28 protein-coding genes are annotated in these 23,943 nt (G+C 45.1%); 1 reads left to right on the plus strand and 27 read right to left on the minus strand.

Translation table 11 applies throughout. The features are described 5' to 3' along the window. Nucleotide 1 precedes the first annotated feature (1 nt). The 27 genes from aroH to prsW form a co-directional block, all read right to left on the minus strand. Nucleotides 2-373 carry a chorismate mutase gene (aroH, locus tag QRD89_RS10135; protein ID WP_008638553.1) on the minus strand — a complete coding sequence of 124 codons (372 nt, stop codon included), beginning with the start codon at nucleotides 371-373 and terminating at the stop codon, nucleotides 2-4. After that, the gene (gene aroB / locus QRD89_RS10140; protein ID WP_286095182.1) at nucleotides 366-1,448 is read right to left on the minus strand and encodes a 3-dehydroquinate synthase; all 1,083 of its coding nucleotides are present in this window, start codon (nucleotides 1,446-1,448) and stop codon (nucleotides 366-368) included. The genes aroH and aroB overlap by 8 nt, the downstream gene beginning before the upstream one ends. 1 nt (nucleotide 1,449) lies before the next feature. Next, nucleotides 1,450-2,619 carry a chorismate synthase gene (gene aroC / locus QRD89_RS10145; protein WP_008638557.1) on the minus strand — a complete coding sequence of 390 codons (1,170 nt, stop codon included), beginning with the start codon at nucleotides 2,617-2,619 and terminating at the stop codon, nucleotides 1,450-1,452. 164 nt (nucleotides 2,620-2,783) lie between these two features. After that, the gene (locus QRD89_RS10150) at nucleotides 2,784-3,557 is read right to left on the minus strand and encodes a CheR family methyltransferase (protein WP_008638559.1); all 774 of its coding nucleotides are present in this window, start codon (nucleotides 3,555-3,557) and stop codon (nucleotides 2,784-2,786) included. Nucleotides 3,558-3,721: 164 nt separating this feature from the next. Further along, on the minus strand, nucleotides 3,722-4,171 hold the full coding sequence (gene ndk / locus QRD89_RS10155; RefSeq protein ID WP_026577352.1) for a nucleoside-diphosphate kinase: 450 nt from the start codon (nucleotides 4,169-4,171) through the stop codon (nucleotides 3,722-3,724). A gap of 88 nt (nucleotides 4,172-4,259) precedes the next feature. After that, nucleotides 4,260-5,231 (minus strand): heptaprenyl diphosphate synthase component II, encoded by a 972-nt coding sequence (gene hepT / locus QRD89_RS10160; protein WP_008638565.1) that lies wholly within the window; start codon nucleotides 5,229-5,231, stop codon nucleotides 4,260-4,262. 12 nt (nucleotides 5,232-5,243) lie between these two features. Next, nucleotides 5,244-5,954 (minus strand): demethylmenaquinone methyltransferase, encoded by a 711-nt coding sequence (gene menG / locus QRD89_RS10165; RefSeq protein ID WP_008638568.1) that lies wholly within the window; start codon nucleotides 5,952-5,954, stop codon nucleotides 5,244-5,246. Nucleotides 5,955-5,957: 3 nt separating this feature from the next. Further along, complete coding sequence (locus QRD89_RS10170; protein ID WP_008638570.1) at nucleotides 5,958-6,761, minus strand: heptaprenyl diphosphate synthase component 1; 804 nt, start codon at nucleotides 6,759-6,761, stop codon at nucleotides 5,958-5,960. Between the two features lie 88 nt (nucleotides 6,762-6,849). Next, nucleotides 6,850-7,074 (minus strand): trp RNA-binding attenuation protein MtrB, encoded by a 225-nt coding sequence (mtrB, locus tag QRD89_RS10175; RefSeq protein WP_008638573.1) that lies wholly within the window; start codon nucleotides 7,072-7,074, stop codon nucleotides 6,850-6,852. Between the two features lie 184 nt (nucleotides 7,075-7,258). Next, nucleotides 7,259-7,531 carry a non-specific DNA-binding protein Hbs gene (gene hbs / locus QRD89_RS10180; protein ID WP_008638574.1) on the minus strand — a complete coding sequence of 91 codons (273 nt, stop codon included), beginning with the start codon at nucleotides 7,529-7,531 and terminating at the stop codon, nucleotides 7,259-7,261. 362 nt (nucleotides 7,532-7,893) lie between these two features. Beyond that, nucleotides 7,894-9,372: a stage IV sporulation protein A gene (gene spoIVA, locus QRD89_RS10185; protein WP_008638576.1), complete on the minus strand. Its 1,479-nt coding sequence runs from the start codon at nucleotides 9,370-9,372 to the stop codon at nucleotides 7,894-7,896. A 218-nt stretch (nucleotides 9,373-9,590) separates the two neighbouring features. Further along, nucleotides 9,591-10,319 carry a YphF family lipoprotein gene (locus QRD89_RS10190; protein WP_008638578.1) on the minus strand — a complete coding sequence of 243 codons (729 nt, stop codon included), beginning with the start codon at nucleotides 10,317-10,319 and terminating at the stop codon, nucleotides 9,591-9,593. A 13-nt stretch (nucleotides 10,320-10,332) separates the two neighbouring features. Then, nucleotides 10,333-10,530 (minus strand): DUF2768 domain-containing protein, encoded by a 198-nt coding sequence (locus QRD89_RS10195; protein WP_008638581.1) that lies wholly within the window; start codon nucleotides 10,528-10,530, stop codon nucleotides 10,333-10,335. 236 nt (nucleotides 10,531-10,766) lie between these two features. Next, nucleotides 10,767-11,024 (minus strand): stage VI sporulation protein F, encoded by a 258-nt coding sequence (locus QRD89_RS10200; RefSeq protein ID WP_008638582.1) that lies wholly within the window; start codon nucleotides 11,022-11,024, stop codon nucleotides 10,767-10,769. A gap of 61 nt (nucleotides 11,025-11,085) precedes the next feature. Next, nucleotides 11,086-12,126: an NAD(P)H-dependent glycerol-3-phosphate dehydrogenase gene (locus QRD89_RS10205; RefSeq protein WP_026577348.1), complete on the minus strand. Its 1,041-nt coding sequence runs from the start codon at nucleotides 12,124-12,126 to the stop codon at nucleotides 11,086-11,088. A gap of 23 nt (nucleotides 12,127-12,149) precedes the next feature. Continuing rightward, entirely contained in the window at nucleotides 12,150-13,460 is a 1,311-nt protein-coding gene (gene der, locus QRD89_RS10210) for a ribosome biogenesis GTPase Der (protein WP_008638588.1), read from the minus strand. A gap of 182 nt (nucleotides 13,461-13,642) precedes the next feature. Next, entirely contained in the window at nucleotides 13,643-13,828 is a 186-nt protein-coding gene (locus QRD89_RS10215) for a capping complex subunit for YIEGIA (RefSeq protein WP_008638590.1), read from the minus strand. A 12-nt stretch (nucleotides 13,829-13,840) separates the two neighbouring features. Next, on the minus strand, nucleotides 13,841-14,710 hold the full coding sequence (locus QRD89_RS10220) for a YIEGIA family protein (protein ID WP_008638591.1): 870 nt from the start codon (nucleotides 14,708-14,710) through the stop codon (nucleotides 13,841-13,843). Continuing rightward, on the minus strand, nucleotides 14,707-15,300 hold the full coding sequence (locus tag QRD89_RS19270; RefSeq protein ID WP_008638593.1) for a YphA family membrane protein: 594 nt from the start codon (nucleotides 15,298-15,300) through the stop codon (nucleotides 14,707-14,709). The genes QRD89_RS10220 and QRD89_RS19270 overlap by 4 nt, the downstream gene beginning before the upstream one ends. 84 nt (nucleotides 15,301-15,384) lie before the next feature. Next, nucleotides 15,385-16,410 carry a type 2 isopentenyl-diphosphate Delta-isomerase gene (gene fni / locus QRD89_RS10230; protein WP_286095183.1) on the minus strand — a complete coding sequence of 342 codons (1,026 nt, stop codon included), beginning with the start codon at nucleotides 16,408-16,410 and terminating at the stop codon, nucleotides 15,385-15,387. A gap of 16 nt (nucleotides 16,411-16,426) precedes the next feature. Beyond that, nucleotides 16,427-17,569 (minus strand): 30S ribosomal protein S1, encoded by a 1,143-nt coding sequence (gene rpsA, locus QRD89_RS10235; RefSeq protein ID WP_008638596.1) that lies wholly within the window; start codon nucleotides 17,567-17,569, stop codon nucleotides 16,427-16,429. A 102-nt stretch (nucleotides 17,570-17,671) separates the two neighbouring features. Next, entirely contained in the window at nucleotides 17,672-18,253 is a 582-nt protein-coding gene (locus tag QRD89_RS10240; RefSeq protein ID WP_026577346.1) for a lysophospholipid acyltransferase family protein, read from the minus strand. A gap of 7 nt (nucleotides 18,254-18,260) precedes the next feature. After that, the gene (gene cmk / locus QRD89_RS10245) at nucleotides 18,261-18,941 is read right to left on the minus strand and encodes a (d)CMP kinase (RefSeq protein ID WP_008638600.1); all 681 of its coding nucleotides are present in this window, start codon (nucleotides 18,939-18,941) and stop codon (nucleotides 18,261-18,263) included. A gap of 143 nt (nucleotides 18,942-19,084) precedes the next feature. Further along, on the minus strand, nucleotides 19,085-19,738 hold the full coding sequence (locus QRD89_RS10250; RefSeq protein WP_008638603.1) for a flagellar brake protein: 654 nt from the start codon (nucleotides 19,736-19,738) through the stop codon (nucleotides 19,085-19,087). Nucleotides 19,739-19,916: 178 nt separating this feature from the next. After that, nucleotides 19,917-21,257, minus strand: a complete 1,341-nt coding sequence (ypeB, locus tag QRD89_RS10255; RefSeq protein ID WP_286095186.1) for a germination protein YpeB — start codon at nucleotides 21,255-21,257, stop codon at nucleotides 19,917-19,919. An 11-nt stretch (nucleotides 21,258-21,268) separates the two neighbouring features. Continuing rightward, nucleotides 21,269-22,078 carry a spore cortex-lytic enzyme gene (gene sleB / locus QRD89_RS10260; protein WP_442858834.1) on the minus strand — a complete coding sequence of 270 codons (810 nt, stop codon included), beginning with the start codon at nucleotides 22,076-22,078 and terminating at the stop codon, nucleotides 21,269-21,271. Between the two features lie 129 nt (nucleotides 22,079-22,207). Next, nucleotides 22,208-22,873: a glutamic-type intramembrane protease PrsW gene (prsW, locus tag QRD89_RS10265; protein ID WP_008638609.1), complete on the minus strand. Its 666-nt coding sequence runs from the start codon at nucleotides 22,871-22,873 to the stop codon at nucleotides 22,208-22,210. Nucleotides 22,874-22,961: 88 nt separating this feature from the next. Here prsW and QRD89_RS10270 point away from each other — a divergent pair, with 88 nt between their 5' ends. Further along, on the plus strand, nucleotides 22,962-23,930 hold the full coding sequence (locus QRD89_RS10270) for an asparaginase (protein WP_008638611.1): 969 nt from the start codon (nucleotides 22,962-22,964) through the stop codon (nucleotides 23,928-23,930). The last annotated feature ends 13 nt before the right edge of the window (nucleotides 23,931-23,943 follow it).

Genomic DNA, 23,943 nt, shown 5'->3' on the forward strand with positions numbered 1-23,943 from the left:
ATCACTCCTCCGTACTCTTCAAATCAGGTCTCAGCTGCTTTGCTTCATAGTGGTAGATATGCCGGATCTCCTGCTGGGTCCGCTCCGTCTCCACCGTCACCATCACACGAATGCACTTCTCAAGACTTCCCGGCACGGGAATCTCTCTCATGCACATGACAGGAACGTACGTCCATCCCTCCAAACGTCGAAGAGCCTTTGCCGGAAATACGGCGTCAATATCATCTGTTACGGTGAAATAGACGGAAGTGACATCCTCTGGTGCTATATCGTTTGAAGATACGATGTCTATCATTAATTCCGCTGCTCGCTCAATAATTTCTCCCGATTCGTTTTTCAACACGGTCGTCGCGCCGCGAACACCTCTATTCATTTCCAATCACCTCATTCATCCAACATCTCAAAGCATCCATGATTACCTCGTCATCCACTTGTTGGACTACCGGTTGACCGATGGAATCAAGAAGCACAAAATTAATGTGCTGGTGTACTGTCTTTTTATCCCATTTCATGCGATGGACAAGCCTGTCACTATTCAGCGTTTTCAGGATAGAAAGGGGGTAACCATTTGCGTTGAGCCAGTTTACATATTCTTTTTCCGGTAAATCAGAACCAAGTACCTTGCTGCTTAATCGAAAAGCGAAGGATAATCCTATCGCTACCGCCTCACCGTGTGTCACTTCTCCATAACCAAGTTCCGATTCCACTGCATGAGCCAAGGTGTGACCCAAGTTGAGATATTTCCGAACGCCGGCTTCTTTTTCATCCTGCTCAACGATGGACGCTTTGACGCGTATGCCTTTTTTTAAATCTGTTTGAAGCTGAGCTGAAGAGAGGCGGGACACATTTGTTTCAAGCACTTCCTCCACCCATGCTGCATCGCTGAGAAAAGCGTGTTTAATTACTTCTCCATACCCGGAGCGGATCTCTTTCTCCGGCAGTGTTGTAAGAGTTTCCAGATCATAAATGACGTGTACGGGGCTGTAAAAGCTGCCGATCAAATTCTTTCCCTGCGAGTGATTGATCGCCACTTTACCACCGACGCTGCTATCATGGGCGAGAATGGTAGTCGGCATCTGTACATAAGGAACTCCCCTTAGGTAGGTAGAGGCAACAAAGCCCGCCAGATCACCAATCATCCCCCCGCCGAGAGCAATGATAAGAGCACGGCGGTCCAGTTTCGCTTCCACGCATCTATCAAGGAGATAGCTGTACTGATCCATGCTTTTCGAGCCCTCACCTGCGGGTACAACAGCAGTGTGTACGGATCCGATCGAACCCACAGCTCTTTTAACCTCTTCTAGATACCTCCCGGCGACGGTTTCATCCGTGATGATTAAAATTTGGGAATAATCACCCTCCAGGAGAGTCGTCATCCGATGTCGTATGCCTTCTTCTATCGTTACATCATAGACATGTGTACTGGAATGGATGCGTATGGTGGCCATATCAGAAACTCCTTACTTCTTTACGATAGTCATCGACTGCCCGCTTCAATCGTGGGAAATAGTCGGACGGGAATTCCTCCGTAATTGCTTTTGCCAGTTCGAATGCAACCACATGCTCCATGACCACGGACGCAGCCGGTACCGCACAGGAGTCCGATCGTTCAATGCTCGCGCTGAACGGTTCTTTTGTTTCAATGTCCACACTTTGAAGCGGTTTATATAAAGTAGGGATCGGTTTCATGACACCTTTTACTACAATCGGCATTCCGGTCGTCATGCCACCTTCAAAACCTCCGAGACGGTTGGTTCTACGTGTGTACCCTTCTTCCTTACTCCAGAGTATTTCATCGTGGACCTGGCTTCCAGGACGGCGTGCAGCCTCAAAACCGATTCCGAATTCCACCCCTTTATAGGCATTGATACTCATGACGCTTCCAGCAATCTTCGCATCAAGTTTACGGTCATATTGAACGTAAGAGCCGATTCCAGCAGGCATCCCTTCTACATACACTTCCGTCACTCCGCCGATGGAGTCCCCTTCCTTCTTCGCTTCATCGATCGCCTGCATCATCTTTTCAGCCGCTTCTTTATCAAAAGTTCTGACAGGGGACGCTTCGGATATATCGCGACGCTCAGCAAGGGTCATCGTTTCATCCACTTCACTTACGATTCCAGCGATTTCACGGACATAACCCGTCACCTCAATACCAAGTTCTTTCAGCAGCACCTTAGCTACAGCACCTGCAGCAACGCGCGCTGCTGTTTCACGGGCTGAAGATCTCTCCAGGACGTTTCGCATATCCCTGTGTCCATATTTCATGCCTCCGTTCAAATCGGCATGACCCGGACGGGGTTTAGTAACGGTGCGGCGGATGTTACCCGTGTCTTCAGGAAGAGGGTCCTCGCCCATGATATCCGTCCAATGCTTGAAGTCATCATTATGTACGACGAGCGTGATTGGTGAACCGAGCGTGTATCCATGACGCACACCGCTTGTTACTTCTACCAGATCTTTCTCAATCTGCATTCGTTTTCCGCGGCCGTACCCGCCCTGCCTGCGAATCAAGGATTCGTCTATTTGTTCTCTTAATAATGGTAAGTGGGATGGAACTCCTTCTATGATTGTCGTCAACTGTTTTCCGTGTGATTCACCTGCTGTTAAGTAGCGCATATATTTATGAACCTCCTGTTATTCACTTTCGCACGTTAAACCGTGTAAGTGTTATGAATTTTAGATACTACTATATCATATGGTCCTGCGTTTGTGGCGAATAAAATGCTTATTTTTTGAAAAAATTCGTAAAACAAGGAGGAAGAACGGTTATTCTGTCGGGATCACTGCTGTTTCTGATAGAAAAACGTATCGTACACCTGGAATCCGTACGATTGTGGAGAGAAGATCTGTTCTGTGCTGCCCACAAAAAAGATTCCATCTGAGTTTAGTGATCTGCTGAAACGATGATATACCTTTTCCTTCGCTTCCTCGGTAAAATATATAAGGACATTCCGGCACACAATCAAGTCAAACCCTTCCTCATACGAATCCGACAGCAAATTATGACTACGAAAAGTCACACATTTTTTTATCGCCTGATCAACAAGGTACTCCGAACCTACCTTCGTAAAGTACTTTTCTTTTATATCCGGCTCTACTTCTTTGAGGGATCGTTCATGATACTTTCCATCCCTCGCCTTAGCAAGAGCGTTGCGGTCCAGATCTGTCGCCAGAATCGAAACATTAGAAAGCGATGTATGCCTGTCTAAAATCATAGCAAGTGTGTAAGGTTCTTCCCCCGTGGAGCAGGCCGCACTCCATATTTTAAGCTTTTTTTTCTTTTTCAACAAAAACGGAATAACTTTTCTCTCCAATACTTCAAACCGTGTCCGGTTACGATAAAATTCAGACACGTTAATGGTCATTCGATCCAGGAATTCATCAAGGAGAGCCGCGTCCTTCTCGAGACTGGAAAAATACGCACGAAACGATGAATGGCCCCGTTTGTCCCTTAGTGAAGTAAGGCGCCTTTTCATCTGCGCTTCCTTATATAATGATAAATCAATGCCGGTCTTGTGATTGATCTGTTGAATAAACTGTTCGTAATCGGTCATTCTTCCAATCTCCTCGCCAATAGGTTCTTCCTAAGGGTACTCTACATAAAAGGGATTGTAAATGTTCAAGAATTCAGAACTTTCCACTTGTTAAATAACACTGGTATCGTTCTCAGATTAAATATAAAAAAAGCCGACCTCTGTATAGGACGGCTTTTTTGTATTCATTCATATACCCAATTTGAGATGTCTTTGTCATAGGAGAGGATTTCCTCTTCCTTGAAGAACAAGCCGATTTCCCGCTGTGCGCTTTCCGGTGAATCAGAACCGTGGATAATATTTTTCCCTACTATCACACCGTAATCTCCTCTTATCGTTCCAGGAGCTGCTTCTGAAGGCTTCGTCGAACCCATCATCTGACGTGCCGTCAAGATAATGTCCTCCCCTTCCCATACCATTGCAAATACAGGACCTGAGGTGATGAAATCAACCAATTCGCCGAAGAATGGTTTTTCCTTATGTTCTCCGTAATGTTCTTCTGCCAATTCAGCGGGGATCTTCATCAGCTTTGCCCCTGCCAATTTAAAGCCTTTTCTTTCGAACCTTGCCGTAATGTCACCGATCAAATTTCGTTGTACACCGTCTGGTTTTACCATCAAAAAAGTCTTCTGCATGACATACACCTCTTTATGTATTATGTGAAAGCGCTTTTAATAAGTGCCATAAAAAAGTCTAACAAACAATGAAGGGAAAGGCAATAGATCATGCCCTTCTTTTTCCAATATACTTGGCGATCCCCTTCAATGTTTGTTTCGCTCTTCCTGCAGGCAGTTTTGCCAAGGATTCATAGGCTTTCTTTAAATAGCGATCACTTATTTCCAATGACTGCTCAATGGAACCGTTTGTCTGGACTGTTTGAATGATTGGACGAAGTTCCTCTTCATTTACATCTTCTTTTTGAAGAAAGGCTTTAGTCAGCTGATCCTTGAAGGTTGGATCCTGCATGGAAAACAGTACGGGCAATGTGATATTTCCCTGAAGCAGATCACTGCCGGCAGGTTTTCCAAGTTCCTCTTCGGAAGCTGTAAAATCAAGAACATCATCTATAATCTGATAAGACATCCCAACATTATATCCATATTCATAAAGAGCTTTTTCCTGTTCGGGCTTTACATCCGAAGCAATGGCTCCAAGCCGACAGCTTGCTGCGATTAATAGGGCTGTTTTCCTTTTGATACGCCGCAGATAAACCCTTGTATTCTGCTCTACGTTATATTTATCCTTGATTTGTTCAATTTCACCAAGGCACAGCTCCACCATTGTCTTGGCGAGAATTTGATGTGCTCTAGGATTGTTCAATTTGGACAAATTCTCCAAAGACCGCGCAAAAATGTAATCACCGGTGTACATTGCGATGCGGTTATCCCAGCGCGCTTTGATGGTTGGTTCCCCACGCCTCAACTCCGCTTCATCAATGACGTCATCATGGACGAGGGAGGCAGTATGTATGAGTTCCAAGGATACCGCAACTGCTTTCATCCGCTCGATATCATAGTGGCCGAACTTACCACCTAGAAGAACGAAAACAGGGCGGATCCTTTTGCCTCCAGCCTTCAGGAGTTGGCTTGAAGCCTGTCTTAACACGTCATTGTCTGACTGGATCGTATCATTGACGGCCTCTTCCATGATTGCTAGATCATTTTTTAGAAACGAGTAAATCATTGCTAGTTTCATTGCGCTTCATCCTTAAGTTTGCTTTTGACCCATATGCATGGCAGCGACGCCGCCGGTATAGGATTTTACGTTGACGTTATGAAATCCGACTTCTTTAAACATTGCCTTTAATTCTGCTTTACCAGGAAAATCTTTCGCCGATTCGTGAAGCCAGCTGTACTCCTGATAGCTTTTAGCAAACAGCTTACCGAAAATCGGCATGATGTTACCAAAGTAAAAATAATAAAGTCTTTTGAACACAGGATTGGTCGGCTGTGATGTCTCCAAGCAGACGACCTTTCCACCAGGCTTAACGACCCGGTACATTTCTTTTAACACCTGTCGGTAATCGGGAACGTTCCGAAGACCGAAGCCGATGGTCACGAAGTCAAAAGAATCGTTCTCATAAGGAAGTTCCATTGCATTACCATGCTGAAATTCCACCTGTTTGACCCGGCGCGCAAGCTTCTTCTTAATACCGACCGAAAGCATATTTTCGCTGAAGTCAAGACCGATCACTTTCCCGTCCTTACCAACCGCATCCGCGAGTGTCATTGTCCAATCGCCCGTGCCGCAGCACAGGTCCAACACACAGTCTCCCCGACGCACGTTCATTCTTCGCATGACATCTTTACGCCATAGCCGGTGCTGCTGGAAAGAAATGATGGAATTCATGCTGTCATATTGATTGTAAATTTTTTCAAAAACGTTGTGTACACGCTCTTCCTTCGTTTGTGGCTGCATGTTCTAACCCTCTTCCGCTGTCTTTCGATGATTAAATTGATGATGAATTGCTGTGTGTACATAATCCTTCAACCAGTTAAAATGAATCGGCAACTGGGAAACAGCCGATTCCAAGCGCAGGACATGACTTTGCAGCATTTGTTCTAAATTGAGGAGTACCTGGCTGTTGCTTCCGAACAACCCGGGCCGCTTCGTAAGTACGTCCATGAGCGGTGAAAAATTCCCTGCCTGGTAACTCCGCTTCTCTTCCATAAGCTTCTTGGCTAAGAGCCAGTCGCCGGCCATATCATTGATTGCCGTCTTCTGCACATACGAGGCAACCCTTTGAATAAGCAGGGACTCTATCTTCTTCACACTTTCAAGGAATTCTTGGAAAGAATCCACGTCCTTGTAATATAGCTCCATCTTCCACTCATTGATTTCCTTTATTGCTCCTGCAAGCGTGTGGATCATCGGGATATCATCGAGTTGGGACAACAAGTAGTAATACAGGCCGCTGTAATAATCTCCCGCAAGCACGGTGAGCTGCCTCGTTCTGACAGTTTCCCTGTCATCATCCTCTTCCGATAATGTGACGAGATCGTGCGTATCAAGGGCGATCTGCACGAGCATGGTCGTTATAATATACTGTTCTTTTTTTACTTCAGAAAGGTTTGTGTGATCCATGATGGACGAAAGAATGACAAGTTTGTCTTCATCGATGGTAGGTTCAGGTATAAAGCGGACCAAATAAGGATGCCGAACCTTTGATGCGATTTTCTGTTTGAGTTCCTTTATATTGTTATCTGCAGAATTCAACGTGATCACCTGATCCCTTCCTGAAACGATGTTGACCCGAATCTGATTATAGCACAAATTCGTCCGTCATCTGTATGTATAGTATGCCGCAAGTGGGTCAATCCGCTTCGTTTGTCATCTCTCCGTGACTTGTCTGAATGACAGCTTTCCCTCTCACTTTCACTGCTGATGTATGTTCTGTAAACTGGGCAATCATAACTTCGCCCTTATCCAGTTTTTCCGAGTGATGGAACCGTGTGTCCGTACCGCGTGTTAAACCGATGACGTTGACACCGTCCTCCAACGCTTTAATAACGAAAAAATCATTGTTTGGTGCTGACATGTTCACGCCTCCTTCTTTATCAATACTATCTCTTACAAGGGGGGCTTTGTCAAAACATCCACCTTGTGGGCGATGAGACCAGATGCCTTTCTTATCTCCATTATGGACAGCCTTTTCATTTTCTAACGGAATAAAAAGAAAAAAGGGTGCTTATGCACCCTTTCTTCAAGCCCTATGTAGCTGTTTATTTAACTGCATCTTTAAGGGCTTTACCAGGTTTGAAAGCTGGTACTTTGCTAGCAGAGATTTCGATCTCTTCTCCAGTTTGCGGGTTACGGCCTTTACGTGCCGCGCGCTCACGAACTTCAAAGTTACCAAATCCGATAAGCTGGACTTTGTCACCATCTTTAAGTGAATCCATGATAGATTCGAATACAGAATCTACAGCTTGTGTTGCGTCTTTCTTAGAAAGATCTGCTTTTTCAGATACTGCGTTGATAAGATCTGTTTTATTCATGATATTCACCTCCTCCCAAGAAGGTTAAACTCATTAAAGCGACGGAATGCCGCTTCAAATGTTTATTTTAGCGGTCATCTCTTTGATGACATGCCTTATAATAAACGAGTTTTCTCTGAAATTCAATAGACAACCCTTTTAAAATCGCGTAACAATGCGATTTCAGAGCTGAATCACCCCTCACTTAAAGGGCGGATTACCATAAATGGATTTTACTAGCAACAACCTCTAAACACTGTCACATCAAGGTTTTCAGCCATTTTTTATATTGTTACATTGCTAAATACGACGCTGATGGAAGAAACTCCTTCCTATCAAAGATTTTTTTCCGAAAAAAATTAAAAACGGCCCCATCGGAGCCGTTAAAGTATGATCGCTATCATGCCGCCGGAGCCTTCATTAATGATTCTTTCCAGCGTTTCCTGCAGTTTATATCTTGCATTTTCAGGCATCAATGCGAGCTTAGCCTGAATACCTTCCCTCACAATAGAGCTCAGGGAACGACCGAAAATATCTGAATTCCAAATCGAAAGCGGGTCCTCTTCGAAATCCTGCATTAAATACCTTACAAGTTCTTCGCTTTGTTTTTCGGTTCCGATAATCGGGGAAAATTCGGACTGGACATCAACTTTAACCATATGAATCGACGGAGCGACTGCTTTGAGACGAACGCCGAACCTTGATCCTTGACGGATGATTTCAGGCTCATCAAGCCTCATATCCTCCAAGGTTGGCGCAGCGATGCCATAGCCTGTCTGTTTGACCATCTGTAGAGCATCCGCGACCTGGTCATACTCTCTCTTCGCATGAGAAAAGTCCTGCATGATCTCAAGGAGATGATCTTTCCCGCGGATTTCCTCTCCGACTATTTCCTTCAGCACCTGATCGTATAACTGTTCCGGGGCCTGCAGGTCGATTTCTGCGACTCCTTCTCCAAGATCCATACCGGATATATGTGCTCCTGTAATATATTCATACTGATCGAAGTTACCTACGACGGTATCGACATCACGGAGTCGCTTAATATCTTTAACCGTCTCTTCAATCGCTTCCTGAAGGTTGTTTCTCAGCCAGTGCCTATTGTCCAGTACCATGACCCAGCTTGGAAGGTTTACATTTACTTCAAGCACAGGAAACTCAAATAACGCTTCACGAAGGACGCTTTGGACATCCTGTTCCCTCATACTCTCTACAGATAATGCAAGAACAGGAATATCATATTTCTCAGAAAGGTTTGCCCTCAGCTTCTCCGTGTTCGGATGATGAGGCTGCGCCGAGTTGACGACCATGATAAACGGTTTGCCTACTTCTCTTAGTTCATCGACAATTTTTTCTTCTGCTTCTACGTAATCCTGCCTGCTGATCTCACCGATGGTCCCATCCGTGGTCACAACAATTCCGATGGTTGAATGCTCCTGTATAACCTTCTGCGTCCCAATTTCCGCAGCTTCATGGAAAGGAATGGCTTCTTCATACCATGGCGTGTGGATCATACGTGGTCCATGTTCATCTTCATAACCGATTGCACCGTTCACAGCATAGCCGACACAGTCGACCATACGGACACGAATATCAAGGTGGTCATCGATATTAATCGTTGCCGCCTGATTTGGTACGAACTTCGGCTCTGTAGTCATAATCGTTTTCCCTGCAGCACTTTGCGGAAGCTCATCCAAAGCGCGTTCACGCTCCGCTTCATCTTCCATATTCGGAAGCACTACAAGCTCCATGAATTTCTTTATAAATGTTGATTTACCCGTACGCACTGCCCCAACGACCCCTAAATAAATGTCTCCATTCGTCCGTTTGGAAATATCACTGAAGATATCAACCTTTTCCAAAGGATCCCCTCCCAAATAAAATTTCACCATCATACAAGCCTAGACAATCTAATTCTATGACGTCGCCCTACCGTAATATGCACAAATTCGAGAAGTAAAATGAGAAGCGTTTGGTAAATCATAGATTGATAACTTCGTCGGACCGTTACATATCATTAAGGATGATTTCGTTTAATCATATGAAAAAACCGCTCCCTTATGCAGGAAGCGGTAAGAATTTATGACGGCTGTTCATTCATGAAGACAGGTTCACCGTCTTCAACGGTATATGGTTTGGAGTAGGCGGGCACGAAAGGAGCGTGGTCTGTAAGAAGGTAACGAATGTCATCGCCCGGCTTATAATCCGCTCCTTCGTCCCGCATGAAGCTGTATATGTCTTTACGATAGTCTATAAACACCTTCCCCTGCTCATCTATATAAAGAGGAAGTGTATGTTCCGAATAGGGGCTGTCCACACTCGGCGGCTCCTTTAAACCGAGTTTCTCATGATCGATCTCATATACTCCTTTGGCCACAAAATCACCAAAAGGAGGATACCGGTGACTTTCCTGATAGAACGTCACCTTCACCTGAACGGAACGTACGGTTTCCGTTGTCCTGAGGTCAAGCACCTTCACCGTAGGATCCGTCTCCGGATGAATCAGCACGTACTGATAATGCCCCCCATTCTCAAAAGACGTCCCCGGAAGTTCTCCGATCAGATTCTGTTCCTTCAGCTTCTGGAACTCAATCGGATATTTCTGAAAGACCGGTGTTTCCTGATCTTTTGTTTTAATCGGGAGAAGACCGCTGCTTTGCTCCTGAAAGCTGTCCACTGCCGTCTGGACCATTTGCAGCTGGGCATCGTTCGGAATTTTGTTCTTCTCTAAACGGGATTCCGGATAAAGACAACCGGAAAGGACAAGCAGAACCAAAACGGATAGTGCACCAATAGCTTTCTGTTTCATTACAGCCCCTCCTTCACGCCGTCGGCCCGCTCAGAACAATATAGAAGATGATCAGTCCGCCAAGGATCATAAAAAAGTATGCGAATATGGCAACGATGACGGATACTACACCCTTTAATTTATGTCGGCTCAAATAAATCAAACCCACGGCAAGGAATAGGGAAATAATCCCACCGAATGATATGTACATTTTTAACATGGATAAAGACATAGGCGCGCCTCCTAGCGACAATTGTAACTTTTGGTATTATACCATAATCAGGACACTTCTCCTACATCCTTACAGGTAGCGCTTCCAAACATCTTCATTCCTAAAAAAAACCGGAGCGGTTTATCCGCTCCGGGTGACTAAATAATTCCCTAACCAGCTCATGTGTAATGATTGCTGCGTGTTATCTTATGCATACGATCGAAGGACCGCCTCCTCAGGCGCCCACGGGTTCGTAATTATTTCATAAATTTCCCTAACGTGTTCATATCGAGAGGCATATTCTGCTTCGTGATCGCTTCTACAATCTTATCTTCTTTCTGCTTGGAGATGTTCTTGTTCGCGACCTTCGCCAACTGTCGTACGAGGCGACGGACGGTCTTCTCATCACTGAAGTCCGCATTTTGCACAGAATTTGCAACTTTAAACACATCTTCCGGGTCGATGTTTGCCTTCTTCTTTAAATGGTCGAAAATATTCTTCTGAAAATCACTCATCTATCCTTGACCTCCTCGTGCATTAGGTTCTGTGTAGTATATGCACGGGGGCGGGGATGTGTCAGTGATTCATCTTATCATCAAGAATATTCGTTAAGTCTTCCATCTCGTGGCGGCGGATCCTCGTCATCAATTGGTCAACGACGTCTCCCGGAGCAGCATCTTCAAAGAGCACTTGATGAATTCCAGTCGTGATCGGCATGTCCACCTTTTGGTCAAGCGCCAGCTGATAGGCCGCTTTCGTTGTGCGGACTCCTTCTACGACCATGCCCATCTGCTCAAGCACTTCTTCAAGCGCATACCCTTTGCCGAGCTTATAACCTGCACGCCAGTTTCTGCTGTGAGAACTTGTACATGTGACGATCAAATCACCGACACCGGTCAATCCGGAAAAGGTCAGCGGGTTCGCTCCCATGGATGTACCAAGCCGGGCTATTTCGGCCAGGCCCCGGGTAATGAGAGCTGCTTTAGCATTATCCCCATAACCGAGTCCATCGGAAATACCTGCTCCAAGGGCTATGATGTTCTTCAAAGCACCTCCAAGCTCGACACCAACAAGGTCAGGTGATGTATAGACACGGAACTGCTTATTAATAAATAAATCCTGTACCTTTTCGGCAATTTCCAACTTCTCACCCGAAACGGTAACCGTTGTCGGTTGTCTCAAGCTTACTTCTTCGGCATGGCTTGGACCTGACAGGACTACGACATCTTCATATAAGTGTGCAGGAATCTCTTCCTTGATCACTTCTGAAACACGCTTGTACGTATCCGGTTCTATCCCTTTGGAAGCATGCGTGAGTACGGCTCCCGGTTCCATCACATCTTTCAATTGACGGCACACGTCCCTCATTGCTTTTGTCGGCACGACTAACACAATGTGTCCGGCACCTTTCACGACATCCTGTAAACAGTCGCTGGCTGTGATTGTATCCGGAAGTTCTACTCCTTCCAGGTATCTGTTGTTCGTATGGGATTCGTTGATTTCATCAGCGAGCTCTTTCCTGTGGGCCCAGATATGAACATCCAGGTCGTTATCTGCCAGAACAAGAGCCAGGGCTGTCCCCCAGCTTCCTGCTCCCAATACTGCAACTTTTTCCATCATACCTGCCTCCTTATGGACGATTAGCTACGTTTCCTTGCATAAATTTTAATTGGAGTACCTTCGAATCCGAACGCATCACGAATTCTATTCTCGAGAAAGCGCTCGTATGTGAAGTGCATCAATTCCGGATCGTTCACGAAAACGACGAACGTCGGCGGCTTGACGGATACTTGAGCAGCATAGAAGATCTTAAGTTTCTGCCCTTTCACAGAAGGTGTAGGATTCATCGCCAGCGCATCCACGATGACTTCGTTCAGGATATTCGTCTGAACACGCTTCGAATGATTTTCGCTCGCTTCCAGCACCTTCGGCAGAAGCGTATGAATCCGCTTTTTCGTTTTAGCGGATAAGAATACAATCGGCGCATAGTCGAGGAAACGGAATTGATCCCGCACTTTATCCTCGAATTCCTTCATCGTTTTCTCTTCTGTCTCTACAGTGTCCCACTTATTGACAACAATGACGACAGCTTTTCCGGCTTCGTGCGCATAACCGGCAATTTTCTTATCTTGTTCATGAATACCAGTATCCGCATCAATCAGTGTAAGGACGACATCGGATCGTTCGATTGCTTTCAAGGCGCGCATGATACTGTAGCGTTCTGTTGATTCGTAAACTTTTCCACGCTTTCTCATACCTGCTGTATCAATGATAACAAAATCCTGGTCATCTTTGGTAAAAGGCGTGTCAATAGCATCGCGGGTCGTTCCTGCTATATTACTGACGATAACCCGCTCCTGACCAAGAAGGCTGTTAACAAGAGAAGACTTCCCGACATTCGGACGGCCGATCAAGCTGAAGCGGATTGTTTCATCGTCCACCTCTTCCATCACTTTCTCTGGGAAATGGCTGACGACTTCATCGAGCATGTCTCCGAGTCCAAGGCCGTGTGTCCCTGAAATCGGGAATGGTTCTCCAAAACCGAGGGAATAGAATTCGTAGATGTTTTCACGCATCTCGGGGTTGTCTACTTTATTAACAGCCAGCACGACCGGTTTATTGGATTTAAAAAGGAGCTTCGCCACTTCTTCATCCGCACCTGTAATGCCGTCACGTCCGTTCACCATGAAGACGATCACGTCCGCTTCATCGATGGCCACCTGGGCCTGGGCACGCATTTGAACGAGGAGAGGCTCGTCCCCAAGTTCAATTCCTCCTGTATCAATGACGTTAAAGCGTGTAGTAAGCCACTCGGCTTCTGCATAGATACGGTCCCTCGTTACACCGGGCGTATCTTCTACAATAGATATTCTTTCTCCTACCAATCGGTTGAAGATGGTCGACTTCCCGACATTCGGGCGGCCGACGATCGCAATTACTGATTTTCTCATGAAAGGATCATCCTTTCTCTATTTCTTTTTCAATTATTTCATGTGTACTCAGTAGTAAAAAGCAAAAAATGCCGTTCTTCAACGGGATGGTGTAACAGCCCATCTTCCGAAGAACAGCAGGATGCCATTAACTTTATTATCTTAGCAAACTTTGTGAAAAGAAACAATTCTTTATCCAACCCTTAATGTTTGACAATAATATAGAGATGATCACTCAGTGCATGAGCAATTCCGTCAAGAATTGCTTCCAGGTTGGCAGCGACCGCTTCCATCTCTTCTTTTGTCTCGCATTTGAATACGGCAGCACTTCCCTGCACTTTATCTTCGGATGTGGTAACAGCTGCCAATATCGCTTTCTCTATTTTCATGAGAAACACTCCCTATCTCCGCTTCGTCGGCATTTGTATCGCATTCTCAAGTACCGGTACGGCTGAAATAATTTCTTTCGCCCTTACCGGGTCCTGCTCCTGAGGAAGGATGAAGACACCGATCCTTCCATCATTTAAGTCTCTCTTAATCAACGGTACAAGCGCAGGCGTACCGGAATCGCGGAAAACCCCCAGCGACACGGAAACGTCATGTAAAATCGCCTGACGCTGGCCGAGGTTCGCAATCGTCGACCGGAAGTTAAATGATTTTGGAGTAAGAATAAAACCCATTCCGTATTTTAATATCTCTCTTTGACGCTCTTTGAGTCCGATGTTCATGATATAAATGTTGTCTACATATAAACCGGCACCGTCAAAGGACACCTCTGCCTGTTCAACAGTGACGATATCAGACAACTGGGATCCGCTCATCAACACACTCGACAGGATGAAAACCACCACCGCCGCACCTATCGCGACCCAAACATTAAAAGCGAGGTATCCTAGCGTAACGAGGAAAGACGAGAAGATAACCAGGTAGTTTCTGCTTTCAAACGCAACGGCTATCCCCTCAATATAAGTATTCCCCCTCGGTACAAGTTCATAGGAATCCATTTCAGATAGAGTATTTCTCTCCATATTACGCACTTCCCGAAACTGAGAGGCGGCAAGAGTGAGAAATGTCACAGCAGTAAATTCTTTCTCCATTATGGAAGGTACCGCTATCGTACCAAGAGAAGCGGCGATGAAGCCTAACGACAAATGAATGATTTTTCCATGAAGATAGGTTGGATACTGTCTATAATCTGTTCGCAACATAAAAACACGAAGAGCGGTACCGACGATGATCCCAAAAAGGATGGGATATGTAAATTCGTTCATACAAATGCAGATCCTTTCTTTCGCAGGCTGCGTTTCTTTTTGTTAATCGATTGTTTCATACGCTCCACGCCGTAGATGATAAATAGGATGAATAACCCCTTCATCGTCAGCGTCATCATATTTCCGCTTTCCACCAATCCTTCTTCTGTGTAAAGAGAGAAGACATAGTAACTGAGGAGCGATCCTCCTGCATTCATAAAAATCCACAATCCTATACGCCCTTCTAAATCCCGTATAACAAGACGCAGACTGAAGACCACTCCCGCCAAAAGCAGGGATATCCCCGGAAACACCGCCCAAACCGGGTGTATGATATGAATGATCCACACGGCCGAATAACCAATGCTTGATAGGAGCAGCCAAGCATGCTCCCACTTCTTACGTCTTGTCCGATTCCAAAAATATATTCCAAACAGCAAAAAAAAGCCGGTTTGGACAAAAATATAATCCGTTTCCTGTATAAAAGGAACATTGTAGAGACACATAGAAAGGCACAAAAAAATGTACAGCCTTGGTCTGATGTACGTATTCGCAAAAAAACATGCGATAATTACAACCATCCAGGTTATCCAATAAAACGTTGCCGGCATATGGATCCCCCCTTTATCCCCTTTATTATGGAACAAAATTTATCAGTTTAAACATCAGCCATAACAAAAAAACCCATGACATTGTCATGGGTTTCTTTGATCGTACCAATCTTTTGTTTGACCGTACAAAACGTATGGTTTTCCCTTCAGTTCCTGCGTTTTCGTGCAGTTTAAAAGCATCATTGCCATTTTCACTTCTTGATGAATATGGTCGACAGCTGATAGGAGGTTATCCGGCCCTTCTTCGACTAGAACTTTCAAGAGAGCTCCTGCCATACCGAAAGCTTGGGCGCCGAGAACCAAGGCCTTCGAACCGTCAAGTCCATTTCTGATACCGCCTGATGCAAACAGATGAAGATCACTGTATCGGGCCGCATTTTCGAGGATGGAAGAAGGTGTGGGAATGCCCCAGTTATTGAAGGAAGCAAACGGCCGTTCTCTGCGCATGTTCTCTACTTTAGAGAAATTCGTTCCACCTCTTCCGCCGACATCGATGTACCGCACTCCCATGTCATAAAGTTTGTCCACCGTTTCTTTGGACATACCATACCCTACTTCTTTCACAATAACAGGAACAGGTGAACGCTCCAGGATTCGTTTAATGTTCACAGAACGCTTAGTGAAGTCGCGGTCTCCTTCGGGCATGATTAATTCCTGTAGGGTGTTAATATGAATTTGAAGTGCATTTGCTCCGAGCATACGGACGGCCTCCACTGCCTGATCGGGAGTCGCTTCACTTCCGACATTAGCAAAGAGAATTCCTTCCGGGTTTTCTTCTCGAACCACTTCATACGTCCGGCGTTCTTCGGGGTTTTTCAAGGCAGACATTTGCGAACCTACAGCCATGCTGATTCCGGCCTGCTTAGCTACGACAGCCAATTCCCTATTAATGCGTTCCGTTTCCCGACCACCGCCGCCTGTCATCGCATTGACAAAAAGAGGGGAACTTAAATTAAGTTCCCCCACTTGTGAAGCTATGCTTATTTGATGAAAGTCCAGCTCAGCCAGACTTTGATGAACGATCTGTACATCATCGAAATGATTGTGAAATTCCCGTTCATGCCCCAAGGCGTGGCGGATATGGTCGATTTTTCTTTCCGATCTACTCATATCCTCACCTGCTTCATTACTTCTTATATTTATCTAGTTTATCACCGATCATATCACTCAGAGAGAAGCCGGAGTTATCGTCCTCTTTCTCATACTGTTGAATATCGGCGCGTTCTTCATCACGCTCAAGCTCTTTCATGCTAAGGGAGAGACGTTTTGCATTTTCGTCAACGTCAAGAACTTTCACTTCGACCTGCTGTCCTTCATCAAGGACTTCATCAGGTGTCCCGATATGACGGTTGGAAATTTGAGAAATATGGACGAGACCTTCCACTCCAGGGAACACTTCCACAAACGCTCCGAAACTAACGAGGCGTCGCACAGTGCCCTCCAATACATCCCCGGAACTAACTTTGGATTGGATATCGTGCCAAGGTCCCGGCTGTGTAGCTTTCAAAGATAGAGAAATCCTTTCGTTATCGCGGTCGACTGAGAGGACCTTCACTTTCACAGCTTGTCCTTCTTCCACAACATCAGAAGCCTTCTCTACATGTTGGTGGGAGAGCTGTGAAATATGTACAAGCCCGTCGATCCCTCCAAGATTAACAAAGGCACCAAAATCTGTAAGCCTTTGAACGGTACCCTCGATCACTTGACCTTCTTCGAGTGACTGAAGGACCTCTTGTTTCTTAACGGATTCTTCTTCTTCAACTACAGCACGGTGGGAGAGGATGACACGGTTTTGTTCACGATCCAATTCCACGACTTTCAAAGATAATGTTCTTCCTTTGTAGTCTTCAAAATCTTCAACGTAATACGTTTCAACCAATGAAGCCGGAATAAATCCACGGAGGCCGATATCCACGACAAGTCCGCCTTTAACGACGTCTTTGACTTCCGCTTCAAAAATCTCTCCGCTTTCGAATTTGGCTTCCAGATCCTGCCATGCTTTATCAGCATCCACAGCTCGCTTCGAAAGGACGATTTCATCATCTTCCACTTTCTTAACCTGCAAAGTCAGCTCGTCTCCTTCGCTGACAGCATCTGAAGCTTTTTCTACATGAAGGCTGGATAGTTCACTGATAGGTACAATACCCTCGACTTTATATCCAACATCTACGAGGACTTGCTTATCTTCAATTTTCACGACTTTACCAGTCACGATGTCCCCTGCAGAGAATTCTTTCATTCCTGATACTTCCTGATTCATTTCATCCATACCAAGCTACCTCCTTCAATTTCCGACACAACCTAAAATACAGAAATGCCCTTTTGTCTAACTTCTAATATTTAGAGCATTTTGTCAAGTGATTACGCCTCATCATTGATGAATTTTATGCAATTGTCTGATTTCTTCCATAATTCGATCCGTAACGACCTGGGCAGAAGCTTTCTTTTCCCGATATTCTGTCATATCGATCGGCTTACCATAAACAACTTTCAGAGGCTTAAATTTCCGGTATGGACCGATGATGGCACAGGGCACAATGGCCGCCTCTGATCGAAGCGCGAAGAAGCCTGCCCCGGCAAGCCCCTGACCGATTTCACCGTTTTTCTGCCTTGTACCTTCAGGAAACAGACCGAGTGCATTGCCCTCTTTAAGAATATCAAGACCTTTTCTCAAAGCGTTCCGGTCCCGCATGCCGCGCTTAATAGGGAAAGCATGGACTCTTTTCAATATTCCCCCAATGAAACGTTTTTCAAACAATTCTTCTTTAGCCATAAAGTAAATGTTCCTGCTGCTTGTAATCCCAACTACGGGAGGGTCGTAATTGGAAATGTGATTGGCACTGATGATGACAGGACCGTCAGCAGGTATATTTTCCTTACCAATGACTTTAATCCGGAACATCGGATAAAAAATGGCACTGCAGACAGCCTTACCTACTTTATAAAGATCCATCACTGCCTCATTCCCCCTTAGCCGCTTTCTCTTTGACTATATCAAGGATACGGCTCACAACCTCTTCGATATCCATGGATGTCGTGTCCACCTCGACAGCGTCCGCTGCTTTCACCAGAGGGGCGATTTCCCGGTTGGAGTCGATCTCATCACGTTTTCTAATATCCTCTTTCAACTGCTGAAGATCGGATTGGAATCCTTTTTTCAGGTTTTCCTTATGACGGCGTTCTGCACGTTCTTCGACCGAAGCAATCATAAATACTTTTACTTCCGCTTGAGGAAGTACGTGGGTACCGATATCACGGCCATCCATGACGACCCCTCTATCTTTGACAAGCTCCTGCTGTCTTCTTACCATCTCTTCTCGAACAAGACGATGTTTTGCAGCGATAGACACCTGATTGGTGACTTCGTCGGTACGAATATCATCGGAAACATCTTTGCCATCAAGGATGACCCTTTGTCCATCCGGGCTCTGAATAAGATTCAGTTCCGTTTCTTTCAGAAGCGCGGTCAAAGCTTCCTCATCCTCAAGGGATACCTTGTGCTTTAACGCTTTCCATGTAAGGGCACGGTACATGGCACCCGTGTCCACATAAATAAAGGACAGCTCTTCCGCCACCTTTTTCGCTACTGTGCTTTTGCCGGCTGCGGCCGGTCCGTCAATCGCAATTGTCATAGTGTTCATACATCCATATCCTCCATCTACCATACTACAATAAAAAACGCACAAGGACCGTGCGTCTTTCTCCAGTTGAGTAAGCGTTCATTCGATTTATTTACAATTAAAAGAATAACATAACGGTTGTAAAAAAATCCATGAATTCTCCATCAAACTCTCTTATCTGTACGAAGTTTCATCTGTTGTTCAAAACAATAACGGATGATCGTCTGACGATCCTGTTCTTCAATATCCGAAAATTCCAATGAAGCCCTTTCCGGGCGTTGATCCGTACCCTCTATTTCCCTTACCAATTCACCCACAGCACGGACGTAATGATAGGATCCCGACTTCATCGGCAGCACGATAGTCATCTCTACAGGACTGTCACTAGGAAATATTTTAGTGGAGGGTTTCACTATAAGAACGCCTCCCCCGCTGATATCATGCGTAACCGTCGTAAACGGGACACCATCCACCTCCACCGCTATATCAACGTTCGCAGGGACGCGGACATACTGTCTACGTTGTACTCTTTTCCACTCCTGTTTATCCGGCAATTCCAAAAGAATGACCGGGATCGTTCTTTTTTCCCTCCCGACTACTGTTGCTTCGAATGAATACACAGCTTGTTGGTTGTCGACAAAGCTTACCTTAAACACAGCTCCCTCCAGGAAAAAACCAGGTCTTCCAGTTACAGAGTGGATGGGGTAGTCAATACAGACGAAGGCTTCTTCTACGTCCACTATTTTGCATTTGAATGTTTCTCCACCGTTGTTTTCCGTTTCAAGGGAAAGCGGAATACCAATGTGTAAAGGATTCATGGATTGCCCTCCGTTTCATGGGTCTTAAGCATTAACTAATTATCCCACGACCATTATAAAAAGGAAAGCATTTAGGTATAAAGATTCATTAAAACCCGATTCGAATAACGGGTTTCACTACTATTATTCTGCGATGTAAAAAAGGACTGCATCTCTGCAGTCCTTTTTTATATGGAACTTATACATCTTGGTTGAATTTCATCTCGGCTTTCTTCAACGTCTCCACTTTTTCTTCCTCTCCGTTGGAAGCGTTAATGAAAATTCGGTACGTCGTCTGGTCCATAGTGGTTAGAAATTCGTAAGTCAGCACTTGTTCTTTTACATCATTTTCAATAACCGCCATATGCTCTTCTTGAATTTCAAGGTTTGGATTTATCTTATCCCTGGCTTCCTCCACCGTAATTTCCGGTTTGTTTACCTCCATATCGGTGTGGTAGTTGAAGTAATCCCTTGCTGACATACCAAGAACTTCTCCATTATCAAGGGCAACTTTGACAACAATAGCATCGGAATGGTACCGGATGTCGTCTTGCGTATAAACAAAGCGGAAGACACCCATTTTGTCGTATTGGCTGCTCTCAATAAGAGTCAGTTCATCAATATCTAATCCTTGCACGTACTTTTTAGCTTTTTCGGAAGCATCATACAAGCTGATTTCTGCTTCTCCTACGGGACGGTTGATCATGATCGTCAGCGGATGTCCGCCTTTCTCTGTTAAATCGATATACCCGTTTTTATTCCCTTTTTGGAAGGAAGCGGTGTAGGTAGGTACTTCTGCCCCCTCTCCGGATTTAGTTACTGTCAGCGCTTGAGGGTCTACCTTCTCCAACCATTTACTTGCCGTCTCTCTCGCTTCTTTTTCGGACATTTCTTTCCCTGAAAGATCAGCAAACGGCTTGTCCCTGGTCGCTTCCCCGAAGCCGACCTGCGTGGTGTCTCCTTCGTAGCTCTCTACCGATTTCTCCACCGTCTTGAACCCGTTCACAATGGTATTGTCACCAACTTCATCATTGGTTGCTAACGCAAGTTGAACGTCCATCCACCTTAAATTATCATTTAAAACAACATTCTGGACTTTTCTCAACTCTTTTTCAATTTCACCTGATTGTTCATGAAGCTGCTCCAACTTGCCGATTTCCTCTTCGCTGAGCGGTTTTTTCTCCAAGTCCCGAACAGCTGTCCGATAGGCAAAATCACCGATATTGTATAAAAATTCTTCGGTTTTATTAAATGGGAGCAGGGTCAAAGGAAGCTGACCTACGTCTGTATTAGCCTCCGACGAAATCTTCCATATTTCTGCTAATTGCGGAGAAAGCTGTTCCCTGGAATTCATTGCTAAACTGGAGCCGATTTTATCATGTAGTAGGTCTATATTATAGGTCAGATCATGAAAGGCTCTCTGATAACTGTTTTCCGCCTGTAGAAGGACTGCGTTTTTATCCTGGTTTTCTTTATATCCCCATACCCCTACTCCGACTAAGACAATACTCAAAACAATAATAGTTATCCAACGTACCATACTTCCACCTCCTATTTACAGAATATGTGTTTACCAATTTGTTTAATTTGCGGTCTGGACCATATCCAGCTCGAAGTCGCTGTATTAGGGTTGAAATAATACATCGCTTCTCCAGAAGGGTCCCAGCCATTAATGGCATCAAGTACCGCTTCTTTAGCTGTGTCATTAGGTTCCAGCCATATTTGACCATCACTGACCGCAGTAAAAGCGCGGGGTTCGAAAATAACACCGGACACAGAGTTAGGAAACGAAGCACTCTCGACTCGGTTCAATATAACGGAAGCTACGGCAACCTGACCGACATAAGGCTCTCCACGCGCCTCTCCGTACACTGCGTTTGCCATCAGTTGAATATCATTCTGTGAATATCCGCTTGGAACGTTGACGGCTGTCTGCTCTGTTTTTTTAGGTTTCGATTGTTCCGGAGCCTGATTACCGTTTGAATCATTTCCGGCTGGTTTCTTTGTCTGTTGAGACTTAGGCGTTCCGCCGTAATGGGTGAATTTATTTCCCTGGCGGATCTGTTCTTTAACAAAACCCTCATCAAAATTACTCGCCTTCACTAATTTATTTTTTACTTCAGGTCCCGCCAACCCGTCGATTTCCATACCGAATTCATACTGAAAATTACGGAGAGCCCAATACGTACCCCAACCGAACACTCCGTCAATTTCTCCATTATAAAAGCCGAGATACTGGAGACGGGACTGCAGTTCAATTACGTCATCCCCTGTCGCTCCCTGCTGTATCACTTGATTGGAGAATGCTTCCACTTGATTTCCTGAGTACACAGGTATCATCAAAAGCGTCATTCCAATCATGATGACCGCTGCTTTCTTCCATACCATTTCATACACACCCCTGTCCCAATAATTTATAGGGGTAGTTTTTGACAGATGTTGAACTTTATACACAGCCTGTGAGATAAAAAAAGAGCTGCCAGGGGCAGCTCAATGATCGATTTCCGGGTACGAAGTATGATGTTGGTTGGCAACTCGGATATGGCGGAAACTGATTATCCATAAGATCACGATGAACGGGGTGATCCAATACATCCATGAATCTCCCTTGATTGTGATGATATAATCATATATGGTATGAAGCATAACTGGAATAAAGAGAGCGATGTACATATATCTGTTTGAATACTCTCCTGCAAATTTGGCTTTTCCCATATAAAAGCCCATCATGATTCCGAAAAGACCATGGGAGGATACCGGAAAGACCGCACGGAGCACCGCAATTTCTATTCCGTTTGCAAACAAATAAATGACGTTTTCGATTGTTGCAAACCCCAGACTGATTGCTACTCCATAGATGATTCCATCATAATGGTGATCGAAGTCGGAATGCCTGTATGCCACGAACAGAAGGAAGAACCATTTGAAGAATTCCTCAAGCAGACCCGCAAGGAAGAAGGACTTTAGAAAAGGCTCTTGAAACACCCCTTCTGCTTGAAAGGCATACTGGATGAACATCAAAGGGAACACCATAATGACACCGATAACGAACATGCGAAAAATCAGCGGTAACGGTTCCAACTCGATCCGTTTGCTTAAGTATATGAATGTCATGATGGCCACAGCAGGAGATATGGCAGCAGTGAGTATGGCCATTTTATCAACCTCTCTCTTTCTTTCACCTACATTTCATCGTATCATGAAGAAGATGGAAAAGGAATAATTGAATGGAAGTTGGTGTGCTATGAAAAGAATTTTGATCATTCATACAGGTGGGACAATCTCGATGAAAGAGGATAAAGAAACAGGAGAAGTGAATACAGCTTCCAACCACCCTTTACAGGAGATTTCCGAGCTGCTTAAAGATCACGTAGAAATTGAGGATGACATCCTATTTTACCTTCCCTCCCCCCACATTCGACCGGACCACATGTTGAAACTCGGCCGGTCCATCCATGAAAAGATGGCCCGTAAGAATTATGACGGCATCGTGATTACGCACGGCACGGATACACTGGAAGAAACAGCGTTTTTCCTGGACCTTTTCCTGCAGACGAGAAAGCCTGTCGTTGTGACCGGCGCAATGCGATCAAGCAATGAAATTGGCTCCGATGGTTTATACAACCTTTTAAGTGCGATAAGAGTAGCAAGCTGTGACGAAGCACAGGACAAAGGTGTCCTTGTCGTGATGAATGATGAAATACACACGGCGAGAAACGTTACAAAGACATCGACCAGTAATGTGGCGACATTCCAAAGCCCCCAATATGGACCAATTGGAATCACCACCAAACAAGCTGTCTTCTTCCACCATAAAATGACCAAACATGAATCCTATCCGATCCAGAAAATTGATAAGAAAGTCTCCTTGATCAAAGCATTTGCTGGTATGGACGGTTCTCTAATTGATGCCGTTAAGGAAAGCGGAGCTGATGGTCTCGTCATCGAAGCGCTCGGCCAAGGAAACCTTCCGCCCGAAACGGTAGATGCCATTGCCAGGACACTGGATGCAGATATCCCGATTGTCCTCGTTTCCCGGTGTTACCAAGGTATCGTCCAGGATACATACGGATATGCAGGCGGTGGAAGGGAACTGCGTCAGCTCGGTACCATATTTGCGAACGGTTTGACCGGACCGAAAGCCCGCATTAAACTGATGGTTGCATTGGAATTGACTAATAACCGGACAGAGCTTGAGCACATGTTCAGCTGAAATCGAAAAAGGA

Origin of the sequence: Halobacillus sp. ACCC02827, from assembly GCF_030291935.1 — a bacterium.
Lineage (GTDB): Bacteria > Bacillota > Bacilli > Bacillales > Halobacillaceae > Halobacillus.